22 protein-coding genes are annotated in these 20,648 nt (G+C 72.8%); 11 read left to right on the top strand and 11 right to left on the bottom strand.

The window, feature by feature from the left end; genetic code table 11:
• The first annotated feature begins 2 nt into the window (after nt 1–2).
• Nucleotides 3–1,109 (top strand): enolase C-terminal domain-like protein, encoded by a 1,107-nt coding sequence (locus FHX71_RS20805; RefSeq protein WP_182619350.1) that lies wholly within the window; start codon nt 3–5, stop codon nt 1,107–1,109.
• Between the two features lie 85 nt (nt 1,110–1,194).
• Here FHX71_RS20805 and FHX71_RS20800 read toward each other — a convergent pair whose 3' ends face one another.
• Nucleotides 1,195–2,013 carry an alpha/beta fold hydrolase gene (locus tag FHX71_RS20800; RefSeq protein WP_182619349.1) on the bottom strand — a complete coding sequence of 273 codons (819 nt, stop codon included), beginning with the start codon at nt 2,011–2,013 and terminating at the stop codon, nt 1,195–1,197.
• 104 nt (nt 2,014–2,117) lie between these two features.
• Nucleotides 2,118–2,783, bottom strand: a complete 666-nt coding sequence (locus FHX71_RS20795; RefSeq protein WP_182619348.1) for a DUF4097 family beta strand repeat-containing protein — start codon at nt 2,781–2,783, stop codon at nt 2,118–2,120.
• Between the two features lie 249 nt (nt 2,784–3,032).
• On the opposite strand from FHX71_RS20795, the gene FHX71_RS20790 reads away from it, so the two are divergent.
• Nucleotides 3,033–3,788 carry a MarR family transcriptional regulator gene (locus tag FHX71_RS20790; RefSeq protein ID WP_182619347.1) on the top strand — a complete coding sequence of 252 codons (756 nt, stop codon included), beginning with the start codon at nt 3,033–3,035 and terminating at the stop codon, nt 3,786–3,788.
• Here FHX71_RS20790 and FHX71_RS20785 read toward each other — a convergent pair.
• From FHX71_RS20785 to FHX71_RS20770, 4 genes are all read right to left on the bottom strand, one after another.
• Nucleotides 3,785–4,342 carry a hypothetical protein gene (locus FHX71_RS20785; protein WP_312877158.1) on the bottom strand — a complete coding sequence of 186 codons (558 nt, stop codon included), beginning with the start codon at nt 4,340–4,342 and terminating at the stop codon, nt 3,785–3,787. The genes FHX71_RS20790 and FHX71_RS20785 overlap by 4 nt on opposite strands.
• A gap of 10 nt (nt 4,343–4,352) precedes the next feature.
• Nucleotides 4,353–6,719 carry an arylsulfatase gene (locus FHX71_RS20780; RefSeq protein ID WP_182619346.1) on the bottom strand — a complete coding sequence of 789 codons (2,367 nt, stop codon included), beginning with the start codon at nt 6,717–6,719 and terminating at the stop codon, nt 4,353–4,355.
• A gap of 91 nt (nt 6,720–6,810) precedes the next feature.
• Nucleotides 6,811–7,800 (bottom strand): Dyp-type peroxidase, encoded by a 990-nt coding sequence (locus FHX71_RS20775; RefSeq protein ID WP_182619345.1) that lies wholly within the window; start codon nt 7,798–7,800, stop codon nt 6,811–6,813.
• Nucleotides 7,785–8,627 (bottom strand): serine/threonine protein kinase, encoded by an 843-nt coding sequence (locus FHX71_RS20770; protein ID WP_182619344.1) that lies wholly within the window; start codon nt 8,625–8,627, stop codon nt 7,785–7,787. Before FHX71_RS20770 ends, FHX71_RS20775 begins: the two co-directional genes overlap by 16 nt.
• Before the next feature lie 136 nt (nt 8,628–8,763).
• Between FHX71_RS20770 and FHX71_RS20765 the strand changes: the two genes are divergently transcribed.
• Nucleotides 8,764–9,528: an SDR family oxidoreductase gene (locus FHX71_RS20765; protein WP_182619343.1), complete on the top strand. Its 765-nt coding sequence runs from the start codon at nt 8,764–8,766 to the stop codon at nt 9,526–9,528.
• Between the two features lie 31 nt (nt 9,529–9,559).
• On the top strand, nt 9,560–10,387 hold the full coding sequence (locus FHX71_RS20760) for an enoyl-CoA hydratase/isomerase family protein (protein ID WP_182619342.1): 828 nt from the start codon (nt 9,560–9,562) through the stop codon (nt 10,385–10,387).
• Nucleotides 10,388–10,411: 24 nt separating this feature from the next.
• Here FHX71_RS20760 and FHX71_RS20755 read toward each other — a convergent pair whose 3' ends face one another.
• The 5 genes from FHX71_RS20755 to FHX71_RS20735 form a co-directional block, all read right to left on the bottom strand.
• Complete coding sequence (locus tag FHX71_RS20755) at nt 10,412–11,122, bottom strand: haloacid dehalogenase type II (protein WP_182619341.1); 711 nt, start codon at nt 11,120–11,122, stop codon at nt 10,412–10,414.
• Nucleotides 11,123–11,172: 50 nt separating this feature from the next.
• Nucleotides 11,173–11,748 (bottom strand): TetR/AcrR family transcriptional regulator, encoded by a 576-nt coding sequence (locus FHX71_RS20750; RefSeq protein ID WP_182619340.1) that lies wholly within the window; start codon nt 11,746–11,748, stop codon nt 11,173–11,175.
• Entirely contained in the window at nt 11,745–12,458 is a 714-nt protein-coding gene (locus FHX71_RS20745) for a DsbA family oxidoreductase (protein WP_182620011.1), read from the bottom strand. Before FHX71_RS20745 ends, FHX71_RS20750 begins: the two co-directional genes overlap by 4 nt.
• A complete protein-coding gene (locus FHX71_RS20740; RefSeq protein WP_182619339.1) occupies nt 12,458–12,619 on the bottom strand; it encodes a hypothetical protein in 162 nt (53 codons plus the stop codon). The genes FHX71_RS20745 and FHX71_RS20740 overlap by 1 nt, the downstream gene beginning before the upstream one ends.
• Nucleotides 12,620–12,720: 101 nt before the next feature.
• Nucleotides 12,721–13,806: a phosphotransferase gene (locus tag FHX71_RS20735; RefSeq protein ID WP_182619338.1), complete on the bottom strand. Its 1,086-nt coding sequence runs from the start codon at nt 13,804–13,806 to the stop codon at nt 12,721–12,723.
• Nucleotides 13,807–14,049: 243 nt separating this feature from the next.
• Here FHX71_RS20735 and FHX71_RS20730 point away from each other — a divergent pair, with 243 nt between their 5' ends.
• The 7 genes from FHX71_RS20730 to FHX71_RS20700 all read left to right on the top strand — a co-directional run bounded on the left by FHX71_RS20730 (nt 14,050) and on the right by FHX71_RS20700 (nt 20,609).
• Nucleotides 14,050–14,859 carry an SDR family NAD(P)-dependent oxidoreductase gene (locus tag FHX71_RS20730; protein ID WP_182619337.1) on the top strand — a complete coding sequence of 270 codons (810 nt, stop codon included), beginning with the start codon at nt 14,050–14,052 and terminating at the stop codon, nt 14,857–14,859.
• A 44-nt stretch (nt 14,860–14,903) separates the two neighbouring features.
• Complete coding sequence (locus tag FHX71_RS20725) at nt 14,904–15,548, top strand: SDR family oxidoreductase (protein ID WP_182619336.1); 645 nt, start codon at nt 14,904–14,906, stop codon at nt 15,546–15,548.
• 37 nt (nt 15,549–15,585) lie between these two features.
• On the top strand, nt 15,586–16,479 hold the full coding sequence (locus tag FHX71_RS20720) for an endo alpha-1,4 polygalactosaminidase (protein WP_182619335.1): 894 nt from the start codon (nt 15,586–15,588) through the stop codon (nt 16,477–16,479).
• A 30-nt stretch (nt 16,480–16,509) separates the two neighbouring features.
• Nucleotides 16,510–17,286: a FadR/GntR family transcriptional regulator gene (locus FHX71_RS20715; RefSeq protein ID WP_182619334.1), complete on the top strand. Its 777-nt coding sequence runs from the start codon at nt 16,510–16,512 to the stop codon at nt 17,284–17,286.
• Nucleotides 17,287–17,506: 220 nt separating this feature from the next.
• Nucleotides 17,507–18,835 (top strand): ABC transporter substrate-binding protein, encoded by a 1,329-nt coding sequence (locus FHX71_RS20710; protein WP_182619333.1) that lies wholly within the window; start codon nt 17,507–17,509, stop codon nt 18,833–18,835.
• Nucleotides 18,835–19,797: a carbohydrate ABC transporter permease gene (locus tag FHX71_RS20705; protein WP_246403354.1), complete on the top strand. Its 963-nt coding sequence runs from the start codon at nt 18,835–18,837 to the stop codon at nt 19,795–19,797. The genes FHX71_RS20710 and FHX71_RS20705 overlap by 1 nt, the downstream gene beginning before the upstream one ends.
• A complete protein-coding gene (locus tag FHX71_RS20700; protein ID WP_182619332.1) occupies nt 19,794–20,609 on the top strand; it encodes a carbohydrate ABC transporter permease in 816 nt (271 codons plus the stop codon). Before FHX71_RS20705 ends, FHX71_RS20700 begins: the two co-directional genes overlap by 4 nt.
• Nucleotides 20,610–20,648 lie beyond the last annotated feature (39 nt).

Below are 20,648 nucleotides of genomic sequence, written 5' to 3'. Positions count from 1 at the left end.
CCATGGCCTCCGCAGACCCCCGCATCCGTTCCGTCCGGCTCGCCTCCCTGGAGACCCGCTACCCGCGGACCGTGGGCCGCAACGCCCGGCTCGGCAGCCACGGCGCCGGCCCCGACTCCGACGTCGCGGTGCTGGTCACCGACGACGGCCGGACCGGCTGGGGACTGTTCGAGGGGCCGCCGGGCGACGTCGCCCGGGTCGAGGGACGCCTGCTCTCGGAGCTGATCGACCCCGCCACGGGCATCCTCGACGACGCGGAGCACTGGCTCGACATCGCCCTGCACGACCTGCTCGGCGTGGTGCTCGACACCCCCGTGCACGCGCTGCTCGGCGGGCGGGGCAGCACGGACGTGGCGATCTACGACGGCGCGATCTACTTCGACGACCTCGACCCCGACGACGCCCCGCGCGGCGTCGGCGTGCTGATCGAGGAGTGCCGCGCGGACGCCGCGCTGGGCTACCGGGACTTCAAGCTCAAGATCGGCCGCGGCAACAAGTGGCTCTCCCGGGAGGCCGGCGACGCGCGCGACATCGAGGTGACCCGCGCCGTCCGGGACGCGTTCCCCGACGCCCGGATCCTGGTGGACGCCAACGACGGCTACGACCGCGACGGGTTCGTCCGCTACCTGGAGGCCGTCGCCGACGTCGGCCTGTACTGGGTGGAGGAGCCGTTCCTCGACGACGCCGAGGACCTCAAGGCCCTGCGCGCCTGGCTCGACGCGCACTCGCCGGAGACCCGGATCGCGGAGGGGGAGACCTCGCCCGACGTCGCCGCGCTGCTGCCGGTCGCCGCCGCCGGGGCGATCGACGTGCTGCTCATGGACGTCATGTCCTACGGCCTGACCGCCTGGCGCACCCTGATGCCCCGCCTCGCGGCCGACGGCGTGCACGGCTCCCCGCACGCGTGGGGGCGGCCGCTGAAGACCCGGTACGCCGCGCACCTCGCGGCCGGCCTCGGCAACGTCGAGGTGGTCGAGGGCGTGCCCGGCACCGTGGCCGGCGTCGACCCCGCGCTCCTCGCGCCGGTGGACGGCGTGCTGCGGCTGGGCGACGCGCCCGGGTTCGGCATCCCGGTGCCCGACGAGGTGCACCTGCGGCCGATCGGCTGACCGACAAGGACAAGGACGGGGCCGGGGCGTCGCTCGCGCGATGCCCCGGCCCTCGTCGTCCCGTGCGGGTCCCTGCTGGTGGTGCCTACTTCTGCGCGCGGCTCAGGTCCGCCACCTCCCGGACGGCGTCGCCGATCGCGTGGAAGTCCTTGCTGAGGATCGCCCCGTGGTTGCTGGGGACCTTGGCGCTGATCCGGACGTTCGGGTTCTCGGCGGTCGCCGCCTCCAGGCCGGCCCGGATCTGCTCCTGCTCGTCGCCCTTGCTGCCCAGGGACGTGCCCGAGGCCACGACGTACCGGACCGCGACGCGGATGTCGTTCAGCACCGGCGCCAGGGTGGCCTCCCGGGACAGCCTGCCGAGCTCGATGTTGCTCTCGGCCTGCTCCGCGGCGGTCATCCGCGGCGTGATGCCCGTGATCCGCAGCGGGACGGTGAACCAGCTCATGCGACGGAACAGCTTGCGGATGCGCACCTCCATCGCGTCGTCGAGCCAGTCGTGCGGGAAGGCGCCGTCGACCAGGACCACGCCCAGGGCGCGCTCCGGGTTGCGCTGCGCCCAGTGGGCCGCGACGACGGCCCCGTAGGACCAGCCGACCACGAGGGCCTTCTCCACGCCGCGGGCGGCGAGGACGGCGTCGACGTCGCGGACGGCGGCCTCGAAGGAGTAGTCGGCCGACGTGCCGGACTTCTTGCCGCGGGCGCGCTCGTCGAACGTGATGTGCCGGTAGCCGGTGCCCAGGTCGGCGAGCGTCTTGCGCCAGTAGCCCTGGGTGGCGAACTGGCCGTTCAGGTACACGATCGGGAGGCCCGGGCCGCCGGTGTCGGTCACGGCGAGCCGGGTGTCGTCGACCGGCACCAGGCCGGACCACGCGGTGCCGGTCGAGGAAGCGCTGTTGTTCGTCATGTTCTCCACCTGTCGGTTCGTGGTGCGGGACGTGGTGCTGGTCGGTGTGTGGTGCGTGGTGCGGGTGGTGCCCCGGTCCGGGCCAGGCGGCCCGGACGGTGCGGTCAGAGGCTGCTGGCGGAGATGTCGCCGAGCCCGGTGCTGGCGCTGATGTCGAGCACGGTGGTGCCGTCGTTCTTCAGGGAGTTGCTGACGCGGCCCAGGCCCGTACCGGCGTCGAGGGCGGCCGAGACGCCGGAGCCCGCGGCGACCGTGATGTCGCCGGACTGCGTGCGGAGCACGACGGAACCGCTCGTGGCCTCCGCGACCCGGACGTCGCCGCGGCCGGTGCTGATCTCGGCGGGACCGGTGAGCCGGCCCACCTCGACGTCGCCGTCGATCGCGGTGAGGCGGACGCTCGCCGCCTCGTCGATCTTGATCTGCTGGTAGGCGCCGTCGAAGGCGACGTCACCGAGGCGGCCGACTGTGCGGAGCTCGGCGGCGTCGGACTTCCCGTCGAGGGCCGAGCCGGCGGGGAGCTGGACGGTGACCTCCACGGACCCGGCGTGACCGGTGAGCTTGTTCTTCGGCTCGGCCGTGCGGACCTGCAGCACGCCGTCCGCGAAGGTGACGGTGGTCTGCTCGGCGGTCTGCACGTCGCGGGGCTTGCCGGGGTTGGTGGGCCGCACCTCGACGGTGGTGTCGGCGCGGTCGGCGGCGATGAGCTGGACCCGGCCGGCGGGGATCTCGACGACGGTGGAGATCGGGGCGGGGGTGGCGAAGTTCTGCATGGTGTGCTGCTCCTGTGCTGGTTCCTGCGGTGTGTTTCTGACATCGCAAACGCTACGTTGCTTTCCAGAACTGGGCAACATGCTTGTTGCGTTGGAGAAGCATTGCCGCAGGTCACAGCGCACAAACTGTTGCAACGGGGCAAAAAAGAACGCAACGCAACGACTCGTTGCATTGCAATGAGTGAGAGGTGAACGCTATGCTGGGCGGGCACGGGGGTCCGCCCCGGGGAACCGACCGAGGAGACCGCGATGCCGGGAGGCCGACTCACCAAGCAGGAACGTCAGCAGATCGCGCTGGGCGTGGCCGACGACCTGTCGTACGCGGAGATCGCCCGCCGCCTGGACCGCCCGACGTCCACGGTCACGCGCGAGGTGATGCGCAACGGCGGACCCGGGGGCTACCGCGCCGAGGTGGCGCACCGCGCCACGGAGCGCCGCGCCCACCGCAGCCGGCAGGCGGCGCCCCGCGCGGCGCAGGCCGCCCCGCAGGCGCACGGGCGGGACGCCGCGGCCGTGGCCGACTTCGAGGAGGCGCTGACCGGCGTGCTCATCGCCTCGGGCCTGACCAAGATGACCGCCCGGGTGCTGACCTGCATGTTCACCACCGACGCCGGCAGTGTCACCGCCGCGGACCTGGTGCAGCGCCTCCAGGTCAGCCCGGCGTCCGTCTCCAAGGCGATCACGTACCTGGAGGGACAGGGCCTCGTGCGGCGCGAGCGCGACGAGGGCCGCCGCGAGCGGTACGTGGCCGACAACGACGTCTGGTACCAGTCGACGATCGCCAGCGCCCGGGCCAACGACCAGCTCGCCGCGACCGCCCGCCAGGGCGTCGTCGTGCTCGGGGCGAGCACGCCCGCCGCGGCGCGCCTGGAGAACATCGCCCGGTTCCTCGACTTCATCAGCGAGAACATCATCCGCGCGGCCGAGCAGGCCCGCGAGGTGCTGCACACCGGGCCCGCCGCGACGCCGTCCGACGCCGCGGGGACGGGGGAACCCGACCGCTAGTGCAGGGCCAGCTTGAGCCCGATCATGGCGACGCCCAGCAGGCCCGCCGTCGCGGTCGCGCCCAGGCGCCTGCTGCCTCGCAGGCCGCCGTCGGTGCTCATGCGCCAGCCCACGACCAGCAGCAGCCCGAGGTTGACGACGAGCGCGACGTCGACGGCGACGGTGGCCGGAACCCGCAGCACCCACTCGATCAGGAGCACCACGACCGGTGCCGTGCAGGCCGCGATGAGCGGCAGCCCCTCGGCGAGCACGTGCCGGCGCTCGGCGGGGCGGAGGGGGCGGCGCGCCAGCGAGCGCGCGGCGATCAGGTGCGCGTACGACTCGGCGCACCAGTAGACCAGCAGGGTGCCGCCCAGCAGGCCCGCGACCCGGACGATCCCGAGGTCCGCGGGGGCGGACGCCAGCACGGAGCCGGTGATGACCAGCCCGTACAGGTAGGCGGCGCGCTCCTTGAGGGACTCGCCCGGCTCGCCCTGTCCGCCGCGCAGGGCGTCCACGGCGTCGGGCCTGGCGTGCCGCGGGCTGCGGCGGGGATCGGGCTGGTCGGGGCGCACGGCGTCGTGCCTACTGCCGGGCCATGGCGACGCGGAGCCGCTCCTCGGGGCTGATGTAGTGGTCGTGGTCGTCGGCGCCCAGGTCGATCTGGACCCACTCGACACGCCCGGTGAACCGGCTCGATCCGATGTCGTACGCACCGGAGACGGTCGTGCCGGACTCGTAGCCGATGTCGGTCGTCTCGTCGGCGGAGAAGACCAGCGGCTGCGTCCGCTCGACCCGGCCGCTCCCCACCGGCGTCCCGTCGTGGAACAGGGTGACGGTGCCGCCCCTGCCCAGCCCGCCGCCGTCGTACGCGAACTCCGCGCGGAGCTGGTGCTTGCCGGCCGGCACGGGCTCGTCGGCGACCACGTCGTACGTGCTGATGCCCAGCACGTTGTAGGTGAAGGTCAGCCGACCGCCCGTGGTGTGCACGCACCAGCCGCCGAACCGCCCGCCCTGCGCCACGAGGACGCCGCTGGTGGGGCCCTCGGCGACGTCGACCTCCGCGGTCACCGCGAAGGACTTGTTCTTCACGTTGACCACGCTGTTCTCCGACAGCCGGCCCATCCCCGGGAAGAAGATCTGCGAGTCGCCGCGGACGAGGGTGGGGCGGCCGGCGAGGTCGGGGTTGAGCCGCTCGCCGCTCCGGTCGTCCATGGGCAGCACGTTGTACTTGGTGGCCTCGATGAGCCACAGCCGCTGGAGCCGGGCGAGCACCTCGGGGCGCTCGGCGGCGAGGTCGTGCGCCTGCGTGAAGTCGGTGCTGCCGTCGTACAGCTCCCAGACGTCGTCGTCGAACGCGGGCATCTGCTTGTCGACGAGCAGCCACGGGGTGCGGTGCTTGGTCACCGCGCTCCACCCGCGGTCGTAGATCCCGCGGTTGGCGAACATCTCGAAGTACTGCAGGTCGTGCCGCTCGGGGACCGCCGCGTCGTCGAACGCGTACAGCATCGACGTGCCCTCGATGGGCGCCTGCTGCACGCCGTTGACCATCGTGGGCTCGGGGATGCCGGCCGCCTCCAGGACGGTCGGCGCCACGTCGATGACGTGCGTGAACTGCGAGCGGAGCCCGCCGCGCTCGGCGATCCGGCCCGGCCAGTGCACGATCGTGCCGTTGCGGGTGCCGCCCCAGTGCGAGGCGACCTGCTTGGTCCACTGGTACGGGGTGTCCATGGCCCACGCCCAGCCCACGGCGTAGTGGTTGTACGAGCTGGGCGAGCCGAACTCGTCCATCTTCGAGCGCATGAACTCGGGCGTCTCCAGGGCGGCCATGCCGTTGAAGTTCGCCATCTCGTTGAAGGCCCCGTTGACCGTGCCCTCCGCCGACGCCCCGTTGTCGCCGATGATGTAGTAGACGATCGTGTCGTCCAGGACGCCCAGGTCCTCCAGGGTGTCGATCACGCGCCCCACCTGCACGTCCGTGTGCTCCAGGAAGCCCGCGTACGCCTCCATCTCGCGCGCGAGCACGGGCTTGAGCTCGTCCGGCATGTCGTCCCAGGCGGGGATCTCGTCGTGCCGCCGCGTCAGGTCGGCTTCCTGCGGCACCACCCCGAGCTCCTTCTGCCGGGCGAACGTCCGCTCGCGCTGCACGTCCCACCCGTCGTCGAACCGCCCGCGGTACTTCTCGATCCACTCGGGCGCCACGTGGTGCGGGGCATGCGTCGCACCCGGGGCGAGGTAGACGAAGAACGGCTTGTCGGGCATCAGGGCCTTCTGCTGCCGCACCCAGGCGCAGGCGTGGTCCACGAGGTCCTCGGTGAGGTGGTACCCCTCCTCCGCCGACGCCGGGGGCTCGACCGGCGTCGTCCCGCTGTACAGGGCGGGCGCCCACTGGTTGTTCTCCCCGCCGATGAACCCGTAGAACGTCTCGAAGCCCCCGCCGCCCGTCGGCCACGCGTCGAACGGGCCCATCGGCGACGACTGCCACACCGGCACCTCGTGGCACTTGCCGAACTGCGCCGTCGAGTACCCGTTCAGCCGCAGGGTCTCGGCCAGCGGGGCCTTCGTGTTGGGGCGCAGCGAGCTGTTCCCGGGCGCCGACGTCGCCGTCTCCGTGATGCTGCCCATGCCGACCGAGTGGTGGTTGCGGCCCGTCAGCAGCGCCTGCCGCGTCGGCGCGCACAGCGCCGTCGTGTGGAAGCGGTTGAACCGCAGGCCGCCCGCCGCGAGCCGCTCCGCCGTCGGCGTCGAGCACGGCCCGCCGAAGGCGCTCGCGGCCCCGAACCCGACGTCGTCGAGCAGGATCACCAGCACGTTGGGCGCGCCGTGCGGGGGCAGCAGCGGCTCGATCGGCGGGTACGACGTGTCCGGGTCCTTCGCGTCGTACGTCGTCAGGCCCGTCGGGGGCCGGTCGGGGATCGGCAGCATCGTGCGCGCGTGCGTGTCGGGACGCATGGGGGCTCCGCCTCGTCGGGGAAGGGGCCCCTCCCACGCTAGGCCGGTGCCGTGTGCGCGCCTCACACAAAAGAGGTGAGTTGGCGGGGCCTCAGCCGGCGTCGAGCGCGGCCAGGACCGTCGTCGGCGGCACGAAGAAGGTGGTGCCCGTCTGCGGTGTCGAGAAGTCGAGGATGCGGTCGTGCAGCCCGGGCGGGTCGCCCACGAACATGCGCTCCAGCATCCGCTCGATGACCCACAGGTGCCGGGAGTAGCCGATGAAGTAGGTGCCGAACTCGCCGTGGCCCGGACGGCCGAACGGCATGTTGTCGCGCAGGATGTCGTGCTCGCCGTCCTCGTCGGTGATCGTGGCCAGCGTCTTGTGCGACTTCTGGCCCTCGACCGCGTCGTCGAGCTCCACGCCGTCGGCCTTGGTGCGGCCGATGATCCGCTCCTGCTGCTCCGTGGTCAGCGCCTGCCAGGCCGCCAGCGGGTGCAGGTACTTCTGCACGACGACGTAGCTGCCGCCGGCGAGCTCCGGGTCCTCGTCGCCCACCAGGGTCGACGCGGGCAGGTCCGGGCCGACCGGGTTGGCCGTGCCGTCCACGAAGCCGAGCAGGTCGCGCGTGTCGAAGTACCGGAACCCCGACACCTCGTCGGCGGTCGTGACGGCGGAGCCGAGCGCGGCGAGCAGCAGCCGCTCCAGCTCGAAGCAGAGGTCCTGGCGGTCCGACCAGATGTGGAACAGCAGGTCGCCGGGGGTGGAGACCGCGGTGTGCGCGGCGCCGGCGATCTCGCGGAACGGGTGCAGCTCGGCGGGCTGCTTCCGCCCGGTCAGCTCCGTCCAGACGCGGCTGCCGATGCCCACCGTGCACGACACCGGGTTGGCCAGGTCGCGGAAGCCGACCGTCCGGACCAGTCCGTCGAGGTCGGCGAGCACCTCGCGGACGGTGCGGGCCGCCTCGTCGCCGTCGTTCATGACGAGCACGAGGAAGACGGCGGACCGGCGCAGCGGGGCGTCCACGCCCTGCGGCGAGACGGGCGCGCCGAAGGTCGAGGGGGCGGCCCGGCCGCCGTCGGGGCTGCTCAGGCTGTCCGGCATGCCGGAAGATTAACAGCGGCGCGCCAGGCCTCGGCGAGTGCCGCGACCGACGGCCAGCGCGCGTCCCGGTCGGGGTGCGTCGCGCGGTCCGCGACGGCGAGCTGCGCGGCCGAGCCGGCCCAGGCCGCGGGCGACCGTGTCGCGTCGTCCCCCAGGAAGGTGTGCGCGAGCGTCCCGAGCGCGACGACGTTCGTCACCTGGTCGATCGGAGCGCCCAGCTCGTACTCCTCGGGCGACATGAAGCGCGACGAGCCCCACATCCGCCCCATCCGGTTGACCACCGGCGCTCGCTCGTAGAGGTCGAGGTCGCACAGGACGACGCGACCGGTGCCCGGCTGGACCATGACCGACCCGTCGTACAGGTCGATCGCGACCCAGCCCAGCGCCGCCGCGTGCGCGTGGAAGTCGTAGACCTGCCGCACTGCGTCCACCCGGGCGGCCAGGTCCATGCCCCGGACGACGTGCGACTGCTCGTACTGCCGGCCGACCGGCGTCGCGTCGGTCCAGTCGAACACCAGGGCGTGGCCCGCCCCGACGTCCACGGCCTCACGCAGCGTCACGAGCGTGGGGTGCGCGAGCGCCCGGTAGACCTCCGCGGCCCGCCGGGCCTGGGCGGCGGCCTCCGCGACGTCGCCGTCGTACCGCACGGTGGGCGCGCCCGCGTACTTGACGAACACCCGGCCCGCCGGGCCCTCGATCCCGAGGCAGAGGTTGCCCGAGTCCTGCTGGTCCAGGACCGCGAACACGCGGCCCCAGCGCGCCGTGAAGGACAGGTCGTGCGGCGCTCGCAGGCGCACGGGCAGGCCGTCGAGGTCGGTCACGATCACGTCCGGGAGCCTAGCCGGGCACTGCCGGCTCCCAGGGGCGTGCGCCCGTCCGCGGGCGTACGGTCGAGACGCGGCGGACCGCGTCGGCGACGGGCGCGACGGGGCGCGACGGCGAGGGCGCCGCGACGGAGGAATCATGAGCACCGGCACTCCCGCGCCGCACGTGCCCGGGCCGCGCGCACCCGAGCTGGCCGGACGGACCGTCATCGTGGTCGGGGGCAGCGCGGGCATCGGGCTGGAGACCGCGCGCCGGGCCCGGGCCGAGGGCGCCGACGTCGTCCTCACCGGGCGGGACCCGGCCCGGCTGGAGCGCGCCGCGGCCGACGTCGGCGCGCGGGAGACCGCGGCCTTCGACGCCACGGACTCCGCCGCCCTCGCCCGGTTCTTCGGGGACCTGCCCGACCCGCTGGACCACGTGCTGATCACGGCCGGCGGCCCCCACTACGGGCCCCTGCTGGAGATGGACGCCGCCGGGGTGCGCGAGGCGCTCAGCGACCACATGGTCGTGGCCCTGGACGTGGCCCGGAACGTCGCCGGCCGGCTGCGGCCCGGCGGGACGATCCTGCTCATGGGCGGCACCGGGGCGCGGCGCGTCGGCCACGGGCTCGGGATCGCGTCGGCCACCACCACCGCGCTGCCGCCGTTCACGGCGGCTCTCGCGCTGGAGATCGCGCCGGTGCGGGTCAACCTGATCGCCGCGGGCTTCGTCGACACTCCGCTGTCGGCGTCGCTCCTGGGGGACAAGCTGGACGAGCGCCGCGCCGAGCTGCGCGACACCCTGCCGATCGGGCGGGTCGTCGGACCCGAGGACGTGGCCGCGCTCGCCGTCCACCTCATGACCAACACCGCGCTGACCGGCGCGACGTACGACATCGACGGCGGCCAGCAGTTCGTCTGGTGAGCCGGGTGGCCCGCCCGGAAGGAGCGCGACCATGAGCACCGAGCAGTTCCACGTCGACGAGGTCTCGCCGTCCTACTGGCGGGTGACCTTCGACAACGGGCCGGTCAACCTGCTGGACCCCGACACCGTCGAGCAGCTCGCGGCGCTCGTGGACCGCATCGAGGCGGCCCCCGACCTCACGGTCGTCGTGTTCCGCAGCGACACCCCCGGCTACTTCATGGCGCACTGGGACTTCCTGTCCGACACCGCGCGCGTCGTCGGCATGCCGCCCGGGCCGACGGGCCTGCACCCCTACCTGGACAACTTCGTGCGGCTGAGCCGCGTGCCCGTCGCGACGGTCTCGGAGATCCGTGGCCGCACCCGGGGCGCGGGCAGCGAGTTCGTCCTGGCCACCGACATCCGGTTCGCGTCCGAGCAGGCCGTGCTCGGCCAGTTCGAGGTCGGTGTGGGCGCCGTGCCCGGGGGCGGGCCGATGGCGCGCCTGGGCCGGCTGGTCGGCCGGGGCCGGGCGCTGGAGATCCTGCTCGGCGGCGAGGACGTGCCGGCCGCGCGGGCCGCCGAGTACGGGTACGTGAACCGGCTGGTCCCCGACGCCGAGCTGGAGGACGTCACCGACGCGTTCGCCCGCCGGATCGCGGGCTTCGACAAGGTGGCGGTCGCGGGCATCAAGAAGCTGGTCGACGTCGCGACCCTGCCCGCCGACGACGAGCTCGCCCGCGGGCTGGAGGCCTACTTCGCGACGGCGGGACGCCAGGAGCACCGGCCGTTCGTCGGCCTCCTGTTCGAGCACGGCCTCCAGCGGCCCGACGGCGTCGAGACCGACCTCGGCGCCGCGATCGCCCGGCTCCGGCAGGGCTAGGGCGCTGCCGGCCGGCAGGCCGCGCTAGGGCGTGCCGCCGGCGAGATCCAGGAGCTGGGCGTGCAGGTCCTGGAGGTCGGTCGCGTACAGGTCGAACGTGTCGTCCGGGGCCGGTGCGTCGCCGTCGGGCCGGGGTACGTACGCCGTGCGCAGGCCGGCGGCCGCGGCCCCGCGCAGGTCCCAGGCGTGCGCGGCCACCATGAACGGCGTGCCCGACGTCGCGGGCACGCTGCGCAGCGCCAGCTCGTAGATCCCCGGGGCTGGCTTGTAGGTGCCGGCGTCCTCGGCGGAGAGCACCTGGTGCCACCGCAGGCCGGCGCCCGCGCTGAGCCCGGCGAGGGACCGGCGGCTCGCGTTCGAGAGGCCGACCACCGTGACGTCGGCGGCGAGCCGGTCGAGGCCGTGCACCGTGTCGGGCCAGGGCTCCAGCCGTTCGGAGGCGTCGGCCAGCGCCGCGGCGGCGTCGGGCGACAGCCGCTCCTCGCGTGCGAGCGCGTCCAGGGCCTCCCGGTCGAGCACGTCGCTCGCGGCGAACGGCCGACGGCGCGCGACGATCTCCCGCTCCTGCTCCGCGACGTGGTCGAGCCAGCGCCCGACGACGTCCGCCGCGGCGTCGGCGTCGAGGCCCGCCGCCTCGGCGACGCGCCGGCGCAGGCTCCCGGCCTGGTCCACGAGGGTGCCGAGCACGTCGAGGACGACGACCGGCCGGGCTGTCCGCTCCACCGCAGGCTGCATGACCCCCACGCTAGCCGCCGTCGTCGGACCCCGAACCGCCGAACCAGGCGCTACGGCGCGCTGCGCAGACCCCGGAGCGTGTGCTCGCAGCTCCGGACGAAGTCCTCGCGCTGCCGCTGGTCGCAGGCGCGGGCGATGATGCCGCGCTCCCAGATCAGCACGTCGACGTCGTCCGGCGTGAGGTCGGCGCGGATCGCGCCGGTCGCCTGGGCGTCGGCGAGGAACCCGCCCACGACCTCGCTGGCGCGCTCGCACAGCGCCATCAGCATCCCGGAGCCGGGCTGCGCGCGCAGCAGCACGTCGTTCGCCGCGGGCTCGTCGAACGAGAGCAGCCAGATCTGGCGCAGGTAGCTCTCGAACCGTTCGACGGGGTCCTCGACGGCGCCCACCGCCGTGATGATGCCTGAGATCCGCTCGGCGAACAGGTCCTCCACCACGGCGTCGATCAGGCCCTGCCGGCCGCCGAAGCGGTGGTAGATGGTGCCCTTGCTGACGCCCGCCGCCCGCGCGACCTCGTCCAGCGGGCTGTTCAGCCCGCCCGCGCGGAACACGTCGAGGGCGGCCAGGCGGATGCCCTCGACGTTCCGTTGCGCGTCGGCCCGGAGCCGCGGCGGGTCAGCGGTCATCGAGCCGTCCCGGCCCCGGTCGCCGCGGCCGCGGGGGAGCCGACCGTCTCGTTCCAGCTCGTCTCCAGCGTGCGCACGAACGACTCGACCGGCTGCGCGCCGGACACCGCGTACTTGCCGGCGAAGACGAAGAACGGCACGCCCTGGATCCCGTACTGCCGGGCCTGCTGGATGTCGGCCTCGACGGCGCCGGCGAACTCCTCGGAGGCGAGTGCCGCGAGCGCGGCGTCGCGGTCCAGGCCGACCTCGGCGGCCAGGTCGCCCAGGACCTGGTGGTCCGCGACGTTCAGGCCGTCCGTGAAGTAGGCCTTGAACAGCCGCTGCACCATCTCGTGCTGCTTGCCGTGGCCCGCCGCGAAGTGGCTGAGCTGGTGCGCCGTGCGCGTGCCCACGGCCTGCGCCTGCTCGAAGCGGTAGTCCAGGCCGAGCTGCCGGCCGCGCTCCGAGATCTGCTCGTGCATGGCCGCGGCCTGCTCGCGCGGGAAGCCCTTCTCGGCCACCAGCAGGTCCATGAGGTCCACCGGTGCGTCCTCGGTGAGCTGCGGCATCAGCAGGAAGCTGTGGTAGCGCACCTCGACCCGGTCGGAGTGCGGGAACTGCTCCAGGGCCTGCTCCAGGAGCGCGTCGCCCATGTAGCAGAACGGGCACATGACGTCGCTCCAGACGTCGATCACGAGCTTGTCGGCGGCTCGGCCGAACGCGCCGGCCATCAGGAGCACACCCCGTCCACGGAGCAGACGCCGAACGTGTCGTCCGTGGGCAGGAGCTGGAACGGGGAGGAGGCGACCGGGGCGCCGTCGGCGCCGGGGGTCACCTCCGCCGGGGTCTCGACCACCAGGGTCGCCTCGGCGACCGTGTCACTCGTTGTCATGTCAAGGACGGTAGGTCTAACTTGAACCCTCCGTCAACTTCCGTCGCGGGGCGTTCGCCGGCGGCGTGACCCAGCCAGGTCACGGCCGGCAGGGAGCCGCCTCAGCGTCCCGCCGTGACCGCCTCGGTCACCGGCGCCCAGGACAGGGCGCGCAGGCACCCCGACCGGATGTCGACGAGGTGCGCGGCGAGCTTCGCGGGCGCGTCCCGGTTCAGGCCCTGCCGGACGGCGGTCAGACCGGGACCGAGCCGCAGGTGCAGCCCCCAGGTGAGGTGCGCGACGGCGAAGCCGAGGGCGGCGGCCGCGCGCAGGTTGGTACCCGCCAGCGTGCTGACGGCGTCGGCGTACACCTCCAGGACGGCGGGCTCGTCCAGCTCGCCCCGCCCGCCGAAGGCCCGGTACATCGAGACGAACGTGCCCAGGTCGTACCCGACCGGCCCCACCCCGACGTGCTCCCAGTCGATCAGGAGCAGGGAACCGTCGGCGCCCAGGGCCGCGTTGCGGGGCGTGAGGTCGCCGTGGACGAGAGTGGTCGGCAGCTCCGCCGCGCGGTCCGCGAGCTCCGGTGCGGCGTCCAGGCCGGCGTGCAGCGCGTCGACCTGCTCCGGCGTGAACAGGTTCCGCAGCCGCGGGTCGCCGGACAGCAGCTCCAGGTTGTCGTGCCCGGCCCCGACGTGGTGGGCGTAGGCGGAATGACCCGCCCGCTCCAGCCACGGCGCGTCCAGCACACCCGGCTCCATGTCGCCCGGCACGTGCAGCAGCGCGGCGCGCTCCGCCACCGCCGTCGCCGAGGCGGGCGTCCAGCTCTGCTGGAGGACGGCGTCGACGTCGCGCATGATGATCCAGTCCAGCCCGTTGTGGCTGACCACCATGACGTGGGGCGGCGTCGTCACGCCCCGCGGTAGCAGGCCGGGCAGGCCGCTCCGGAAGAAGCGGGCCTCGCGGTCGTCCAGGTCCGCGTCGCGCGAGTCGAGCAGGGACGGCTGGCCCCAGCGCGGCACCTTGACGATCCAGGCCGCCGGCTCGGCGTGCGGCACCGCCACGCAGACCCGGAGCACCGCCGCCCGGCTCAGGCCCTGCGACAGGTCCCGCACCGACAGCACACGTGCACCGGGGTACCACGGCCCGTCCCGGGACGTGAGGACTGTCTCGATCGTCTCGGCGTCGGGCAGGCCAGGTGCGTTCATCATCATCCCTCGATGTCGGGAACGTGGCGGCGGCTCCGTCCCAGGGATATCAGCCGCCGCACGGGCAGCGCGAATGTCCGGAGTGATACCGGCCCGACGTCGCGAGGCGGCCGGGCCTCCGGGACCTGTCTCGCAGGGCGCGAGACGTACCGGGTGAAACTGGTGGCACAGGGGTTACTTACCGGACAACCTCGTGCCTACGCTCGTCGAAGGTGAGCCACCAGGCGAGCCACGAGGAGCGGCATGATCTCCGAAGAATCGACCGTGATCGTCACCGGTGCCACTGGCGGCATCGGGCTCCAGACCGCCCGTGAGCTCGTCGGCCGGGTCGGCCACGTGATCGTCCACGGCCCCGAGCCGGAGACGAAGGTCCGACCCGCGCTCCACGTGCTCACCGAGGGCTCGGCGGCCGTCAGCTACGTGCAGTGCGACTTCGAGTCGCTCGCCGACGTCGCCGAGGCGGCCGACACCATGACCTCGCTCGCCGGCAGCCCGATCGCCGCCGTCGTCAACAACGCCGGCGTCCCCGGCTCGATGGTCCGGCAGATCACGCAGGACAAGCACGAGCGCACCCTCCAGGTGAACTTCCTCGCGATGGTGCTCCTCACCGAGCGGCTCCTGCCGGCGCTCGCGGACGACGCCCGCATCGTGAACCTCGCGTCGGCCACGCACGAGATGACCGACCTCGACCTCCCGGACATCGAGCTGGAGCGCGCGTACGACGCCGTCCGGGCCTACGCCCGGTCCAAGCTCGCGATCATCCTGTACACCCGGTCGCTGGCCGACCGCCTGGCCGGCCGGGGCGTCACGCCCGTGAGCCTCAGCCCCGGTGTGATCAGCACCCCGCTGCTGCACGCGATGTTCAGCGTCGGCGGCGTCTCGGTGCGGCGCGGGGCGGACAACGTGCTGGCCGCGCTCACCGGGCCCGCGCGCCCGGGCGACTACTTCGACGACGGCAGGCTGGTCCAGCCCGGCGCGCAGGCCCGGGACCCTCGGCTGGGTCGGGACCTCATGGACTTCGCCCTCGACGCGCTGCGACCGTATCTGCCGTGAGGTTCCGGCATAGCCTGGAGCCGAACCTGACGGAAGGAAGCACCATGTCCCGCGTTCTGATCATCGGTGGCCACGGAAAGATCGCGCTGCGCCTCGCGCCCCTGCTCGTCGAGCGAGGTGACGAGGTCACCAGCGTCTTCCGCAACCCCGACCACCAGGAGGAGGTCGCGGCCACGGGCGCGACGCCCCTGGTCGCCGACGTCGAGCTGCTCGACACCGAAGGGATCGCCGACCTCGTGCGAGGGCAGGACGCCGTCGTCTGGTCGGCGGGTGCCGGCGGGGGCAACCCGACGCGCACCTACGCCGTCGACCGGGACGCCGCGATCCGGTCGATGGACGCCGCGAAGGCGGCCGGCGTCGCGCGCTACGTGATGGTGTCCTACCTGGGCGCCGGCCCCGACCACGGCGTGCCGGAGGACAACTCGTTCTTCGCCTACGCGGAGGCCAAGACGGCGGCCGACGAGCACCTGCGCGGCACCGGGCTCGACTACACGATCCTCCAGCCCGGCCCGCTCACGCTCGACGAGCCGACCGGTCTCGTCGAGGTGGCCGAGCCGGGTGACGGCCGCGTCGCGCGCGCCGACGTCGCCGGCGTGATCGCCGCGGCCCTGGTGGACGACAGCACGGTGGGGCGCACCATCGCGTTCGGCAACGGCGGCACGCCGATCGCCGAGGCGATCGCCGGCTGACCCGCTGCTTGGCCGCGGTGCTCGTTACGATCGGCGGATGCCGCAGCTGATCGTCGTCCTCGTCCTCGCCCTCGTGCTCACGGGCTGCCAGAGCAGTCCGACCGCGGGGCAGGAGGCGGAGAGCACCGCGGCCGCCACGGCCGACGGCGGCGCCGGCACGGGCTCCGGTTCCGACGCCGACGCCGCGGCCGTCACCCTCCCGCCGACGACGGGGCATTTCGACTACCAGCTCGGCACCGCCTACGAGCTCGACGGCGGCCTCGACGTCGTCGTCCGCGACGCGACCGCGCAGCCCGCGGACGGCGCCTACGGCATCTGCTACGTCAACGGCTTCCAGACCCAGCCCGGCCAGGCGGACCTCTGGCTCGGCGACAACGAGGACCTGCTGCTGCACGACGCCGCGGGAGAGCTCGTCATCGACCCGGACTGGCCCGACGAGTACATCCTCGACCCGTCGACCGAGGAGCAGCGCGACCGCATCCTCGACCTGCTCGGCCCCGTGCTCACGGGCTGCGCCGACGCGGGCTTCTCCGGCGTCGAGATCGACAACCTCGACACGTGGACGCGGTTCGACGACCCGGACACGGGGCTGATCGAGGAGGACGCCGCCCTCGCGCTCGCCGGCGCGTACATCGACCTCGCGCACGGGGCGGGCCTCGCCATCGGGCAGAAGAACGCCGCCGAGGCGACGACGGCGGGGCGTGAGCTCGGGTTCGACTTCGCCGTCACCGAGGAGTGCGCGGCGTACACCGAGTGCGGCGCCTACACGGACGTGTACGGGGAGCACGTGCTGCAGATCGAGTACACCGACAACCTGCCCGACGGGTTCGACGCCGTCTGCGCCGACCCGGACCGCGGCCCGCTGACCATCCTGCGCGACCGTGACCTGGTGGGGCCCGAGGACGAGGCGTACGCCTACGAGCAGTGCTGACCTGGTCCTTCCGGTGCTTATCCTCGACGCATGACTTCCCCCCTCGTGCCGCCGTCGGACCCCCGTGACACGGGCACGACCGGCCGGCGGGGCCTGCTCACCGAGCACATCGCGCGTCAGCTGGAGCAGCAGATCCGGGCGGGGGAGCGCGCCGTCGGCTCGAAGCTGCCGTCCGAGCGCGAGCTCGCGGTGCAGTTCGGGGCGAGCCGGAACGTGATCCGCGAGGTGCTCCGCCGTCTGGAGGCGACCGACCTCATCGAGGTGGCGCCGGGCCGCGGGTCGTTCGTGACCGACCAGTCCTCGGCGCACGCCCGCGGCTACGACGCGCTCTACCGCACCGAGCGCCCGACAGTCCGGCAGCTCATCGAGGCGCGGATACCGCTCGAGGTCGAGATCGCCGGGCTCGCGACGGAGCGGGCCACGGACGAGCAGGTCGAGGCGATCGTGCGGGCGCTCGACCGGGTCGAGTCGGCCGGCGACGTCGTCGACAAGGCGCGCGAGGACCTCCGCTTCCACGACACGATCGCCGCGGCCTGCGGCAACCCGGTGCTGCGGATCATGCTGTCGTCGATCGGCGGCATGATGTTCGAGATGATGCTGCGCTCCAACTCCGACCCGCGGATCGGGGAGCCGGGCGTGCCGCACCACCCCGAGATCGTCGAGGCGATCCAGGCGCGCGACGTGGCCCTCGCCCGGGACCGGATGCGGGAGCACCTCGCGCTCGGCCTGCGCACCTACGGCCCGGACCTCGACGTGGGCCTGGACCTGATGGCATCCCGCCACATCGAGACCTTGCTGGAGCGCTAGGCGGGACTGCCTTCGCGCGCGCACGAACCGCGCGCCGAACCCCACCAGCCCCTTTGGAACCGCCCAGGCCACCGTGCTACGGTCCAACTGGTCCTACCAGTTGGACCACTGACGCTCCTTCCCTCGTTGAGTGCGGGATATTCGCCCTTCCTCAGCCGCTGAGAGGGCGAATATCCCGCACTCAACGAGGCGGGCACACATGGAGGTGTGGCAACACGTCATGACACACGTACACAGGGGCCGGGCGGCGCGCGGCCTCGAGCTGAGCCGGCGGTCGTTCGGCGTGCTCGCCGCGGCGTCCGCGGCGTCCGTGCTGGCCGCCTGCTCGCGCGGCCCGCAGACGGCGAGCCCGAACGCCCCGCTGCGGGTGCTCGCGATCAACCACGTCTGGACACAGGCGATCACCCGCTATCTGCCGGAGTTCGAGGAGCGGATCGGCCGCCGTGTGTCCATGCGCATGCTGACCGCCGACCAGCTCACCTCCAGCTTCAACGTCAAGCTCAACGCCTCGGCCACCGACATCGACGTCATGACGATCCGGCCGCTGCAGGACCAGATGATGTTCGCGCGCAACGGCTGGATCGCCGACCTCACCGACCGGGTCGAGGACGACGCAGACTACCGCTGGACCGACTTCCAGGACGCCCCGCGCGAGCGGTCGATCACGGGCGGCGCCGCGGTCAGCGTCCCCGTCGTCACCGAGCGTCCGGCGCTGTACTACCGCAAGGACCTGCTCGAGGAGTTCGGCGGGGCGCCGAAGACCCTCGACGACATGCTCGACATCGCCCTGGAGACCCAGCGGCGCGACGACGGCTTCTTCGGGTTCGTCGGCCGCGGCCAGCGGGCCGGCGCCGTCACCCAGTGGTCGAGCTTCCTCTACTCGTTCGGCGGCGACTTCACTGTCGACGGCCGGTCCGGCATCGGCACGCCCGAAGCGGTCGCCGCGTACGAGTTCTACGGCCGCCTGCTGCACGACGCCGGCCCGCCCGGCGCCACCAACATGAGCCTCGAACAGGCCATGCCGATCTTCGCGCAGGGCAAGGCCGCGATGTACGTCGACGCCGACGCCATCTACAGCAACTTCCTCGACACCTCGATCTCCACCGTCACCGACACCGTGGGCTTCGCACCCTTCCCCGCAGGTCAGGCGGGTTCCGTGCCGCACAACATCCCGTCGTGGAGCCTGGCGGTCAACGAGTTCTCGCTGCTGCGGGACGACTCGTGGGAGTTCCTCCGCTGGGCCTCCAGCCCCGAGATGGTCGCCCGCCTCCAGTCCGAGGGCATCCCGGGCGCGCGCCAGTCCGTCTGGGACGACCCGGCGACGCTGGCGTCCTTCCCCGCCGACCTCGCCGAGGCGATGCGCATCAACGCGGCCAACGGCGTGGGGCACGACCGCCCCGAGGTGATGCAGGTGGGTCGCGCCCGCGACATCGTCGGCCGCCCGCTGGTGTCCGGGATCGTCGGCGAGGACGTCGCGTCCGTGGCCGCCGACGCGGACGCCGAGTTCAACGACTTCCTCGTCCGCGACAACCGTCAGCAGGAGTTCTGATGACGACGACCACCGCCCCCACCGCCGTCGGCCCCGAGAGCAGCACGCGCCGCACGCCGCCGTCCGGCAAGACGTTCGTGACCTTCGAGCAGGCCAACCGCCGCCTCAAGTGGGCCCTGCTCGCGCCGGCCCTCGGCTTCGTGGGCCTGATGATCGCCTTCCCGCTGGTCTTCACGATCAACCTCAGCCTCACCGACGCGTTCGGCGCCGTGAACGCGGGCAGCTCCTACGTGGGCCTGCAGAACTTCGCGGACGCCCTCACGGACACGCGCCGGTTCTGGCCCGCCGTCGGCCGCACGGTCACGTTCACGCTCGGCGCCGTCGTGCTGGAGACCGTGCTCGGGCTGGCCCTGGCGATGCTCATGCGCAAGGCCTTCCGCGGCATGGAGATCGTCCGCACCATCCTGATGGTCCCGCTGCTGGCCACGCCGGTCGCGATCGGCATCCTGTGGATGCTCATCCTCGACCCGACCAACGGCATCGCCAACCACCTGCTCGGCTTCGTGGGCGTCCCGCCCCAGGAGTTCCTCGGGTCGGTGTCGCAGTCGCTGCCCACCCTGATGCTCATCGACGTCTGGCAGTGGACCCCGATGATGACCGTGCTGCTGCTGGCCGGCCTGACCACGCTGCCCGAGGAGCCGGAGGAGGCCGCCCGGGTCGACGGCGCCAACGCCTGGCAGCGCTTCGTGCACATCATCCTGCCGATGCTCCGCACCACGATCCTGACGGCGCTCGTGCTCCGCGGCGTCGACGCCCTGAAGACGTTCGACCTGATCTACGCGACCAAGGGGCCGGGCGGCGGCTCGGACTTCGAGGCCGAGACGCTGAACGTCTACGCGTACGGCCTGACCTTCGACTACCAGGAGTACGGCCTAGCCTCCGCGCTGCTCGTCCTGTTCACGCTGTTCATCGTCGCGATCGTGGTCGTGCTGCGGCGCCGCACCGAGAGGAGCGCCTCGTGAGCGCCACCACCACCTTCCGCGTCCTGCGCGGCGTGCTGATCACCGTCGTCTGCGCGGTGATCTCGCTGCCGATCATCTGGATGATCGCCGCGGCGTTCAAGACGAACGTGCAGGTCACCGACCCGACGGTCGGCCTGGTCTTCTCGCCCACCTGGGACAACTTCCGCAACGTCCTCGCAGACGGCGCCCTCGTGCACTCGTTCGGCAACTCGATGCTGATCGGTGTGGTCTCGACGGCGCTCAGCGTGGTCATCGCCGTGCCGGCCGCCTGGGCGGTGGGCCGGTTCCGGATGCGCCGCACCGGCTCGACGGTCCTCGTGGCCCGCATCATCCCGGCCATCTCGCTGCTCGTGCCCTGGTACTACATGTTCGCGCAGCTCGGCCTGGTGGGCAGCCACCTGGTGCTGATCCTGAGCCACATGTTCGTCTCGGTGCCGCTGATCCTGTGGATCATGATCGGCTTCTTCGAGGGTCTGCCGGTCGAGCTGGAGGACGCCGCACGGACCGACGGCCTGTCCGCCTTCGGGGCGTTCCTGCGGATCGCGCTGCCGCTCGCGGCGCCCGGCACGGCGTCGGCCGCGGTGCTGGCATTCATCTTCAGCTGGAACAACTTCATCTTCGCGCTGATCCTCGCGGACGAGCGCACGGTGACGATGCCCGTGCTGCTGTTCAACTTCATGTCCTACGCCAGCACCGACTGGGGCGGGCTCATGGCGGCTGCGACCCTCATGACCGTGCCGGTCCTGCTGGCCGCGATCTTCGGGCAGCGTTTCCTCGTGGCCGGGCTCACCGCCGGCGCCACCAAGGGCTGACACCGCGCTTCCATGGGCTGACGCCCGCACCACTCTTCC

The sequence above is a fragment of the Promicromonospora sukumoe genome (assembly GCF_014137995.1).
Lineage (GTDB): Bacteria > Actinomycetota > Actinomycetes > Actinomycetales > Cellulomonadaceae > Promicromonospora > Promicromonospora sukumoe.
The sequence above is the reverse complement of the archived record's forward strand: the minus strand, read 5'-3'. Positions and strand labels throughout refer to the sequence as shown.

Bases quoted from the DNA above. Each gene is read 5' to 3' on its own strand.
- FHX71_RS20805 (WP_182619350.1), top strand. From the start codon at position 3: ATGGCCTCCGCAGACCCCCGCATCCGTTCCGTCCGGCTCGCCTCCCTG.
- FHX71_RS20800 (WP_182619349.1), bottom strand. From the start codon at position 2,013: ATGACGAACAACAGCGCTTCCTCGACCGGCACCGCGTGGTCCGGCCTG.
- FHX71_RS20795 (WP_182619348.1), bottom strand. From the start codon at position 2,783: ATGCAGAACTTCGCCACCCCCGCCCCGATCTCCACCGTCGTCGAGATC.
- FHX71_RS20790 (WP_182619347.1), top strand. From the start codon at position 3,033: ATGCCGGGAGGCCGACTCACCAAGCAGGAACGTCAGCAGATCGCGCTG.
- FHX71_RS20780 (WP_182619346.1), bottom strand. From the start codon at position 6,719: ATGCGTCCCGACACGCACGCGCGCACGATGCTGCCGATCCCCGACCGG.
- FHX71_RS20775 (WP_182619345.1), bottom strand. From the start codon at position 7,800: ATGCCGGACAGCCTGAGCAGCCCCGACGGCGGCCGGGCCGCCCCCTCG.
- FHX71_RS20765 (WP_182619343.1), top strand. From the start codon at position 8,764: ATGAGCACCGGCACTCCCGCGCCGCACGTGCCCGGGCCGCGCGCACCC.
- FHX71_RS20760 (WP_182619342.1), top strand. From the start codon at position 9,560: ATGAGCACCGAGCAGTTCCACGTCGACGAGGTCTCGCCGTCCTACTGG.
- FHX71_RS20755 (WP_182619341.1), bottom strand. From the start codon at position 11,122: ATGCAGCCTGCGGTGGAGCGGACAGCCCGGCCGGTCGTCGTCCTCGAC.
- FHX71_RS20750 (WP_182619340.1), bottom strand. From the start codon at position 11,748: ATGACCGCTGACCCGCCGCGGCTCCGGGCCGACGCGCAACGGAACGTC.
- FHX71_RS20745 (WP_182620011.1), bottom strand. From the start codon at position 12,458: ATGGCCGGCGCGTTCGGCCGAGCCGCCGACAAGCTCGTGATCGACGTC.
- FHX71_RS20740 (WP_182619339.1), bottom strand. From the start codon at position 12,619: ATGACAACGAGTGACACGGTCGCCGAGGCGACCCTGGTGGTCGAGACC.
- FHX71_RS20735 (WP_182619338.1), bottom strand. From the start codon at position 13,806: ATGAACGCACCTGGCCTGCCCGACGCCGAGACGATCGAGACAGTCCTC.
- FHX71_RS20730 (WP_182619337.1), top strand. From the start codon at position 14,050: ATGATCTCCGAAGAATCGACCGTGATCGTCACCGGTGCCACTGGCGGC.
- FHX71_RS20725 (WP_182619336.1), top strand. From the start codon at position 14,904: ATGTCCCGCGTTCTGATCATCGGTGGCCACGGAAAGATCGCGCTGCGC.
- FHX71_RS20720 (WP_182619335.1), top strand. From the start codon at position 15,586: ATGCCGCAGCTGATCGTCGTCCTCGTCCTCGCCCTCGTGCTCACGGGC.
- FHX71_RS20715 (WP_182619334.1), top strand. From the start codon at position 16,510: ATGACTTCCCCCCTCGTGCCGCCGTCGGACCCCCGTGACACGGGCACG.
- FHX71_RS20710 (WP_182619333.1), top strand. From the start codon at position 17,507: ATGACACACGTACACAGGGGCCGGGCGGCGCGCGGCCTCGAGCTGAGC.
- FHX71_RS20705 (WP_246403354.1), top strand. From the start codon at position 18,835: ATGACGACGACCACCGCCCCCACCGCCGTCGGCCCCGAGAGCAGCACG.